The following is a 532-nucleotide window of genomic DNA, read 5'->3' as shown; positions in this document are numbered from 1 at the left end:
AATTCCTCCGGCCTGTAAGGAACGGAGCCTGTCATGCCCAAGGGTAAGGCGGCCAGCCGCGAACGTCGAGCCCGAAGGCCCCGGCCGGCGCCGACAAAAGTGCAGTGGCGCCCATGCAAGGCGACCTGTTTTCCATGGACAGCCCTCTGCGGGGCGGCGTTCACGGCGAGCTCTCGTTGATGGCATACCCGTTCTTCGCCTTGACGAAGCAGGCGTGGATGAAGCCACTCACCTATAGCACCGGGGATATCACTATTGAGGTGAACCCCGGTCACAAGGGTGTGGCAAATATCTATGACAAGGAAGTCATCCTCTACATCGCGAGCCTCATGGCCACGAAGATCGAGAATGGCGAGGAGGTAAGCCAGAACTTTGTGTTCACGGCTAATGACTTCTTTCGGGTCACCGGCGCTACCCCCTCTGCGAACGCTTACACGCGACTGTATGAAGCGCTGGAGCGGCTGCAAAGCACCCAGATCAAGACAGATATCGAGACTGGCGGGGAGGGAGAGGCCGGCTTCTTCTCTTGGGT

General features: G+C 59.0%; 1 protein-coding gene. It reads left to right on the top strand.

What is annotated here, in order from left to right:
- Positions 1–113: 113 nt before the first annotated feature.
- Positions 114–532 (top strand): replication initiator protein A (locus tag AACY45_RS27805; RefSeq protein ID WP_339548685.1); only part of this gene is annotated, 419 nt, incomplete at its 3' end.

It is taken from the genome of Pseudomonas sp. RA_35y_Pfl2_P32 (genome assembly GCF_963970735.1).
Classification (GTDB): domain Bacteria; phylum Pseudomonadota; class Gammaproteobacteria; order Pseudomonadales; family Pseudomonadaceae; genus Aquipseudomonas.
The sequence above is the reverse complement of the archived record's forward strand: the minus strand, read 5'-3'. Positions and strand labels throughout refer to the sequence as shown.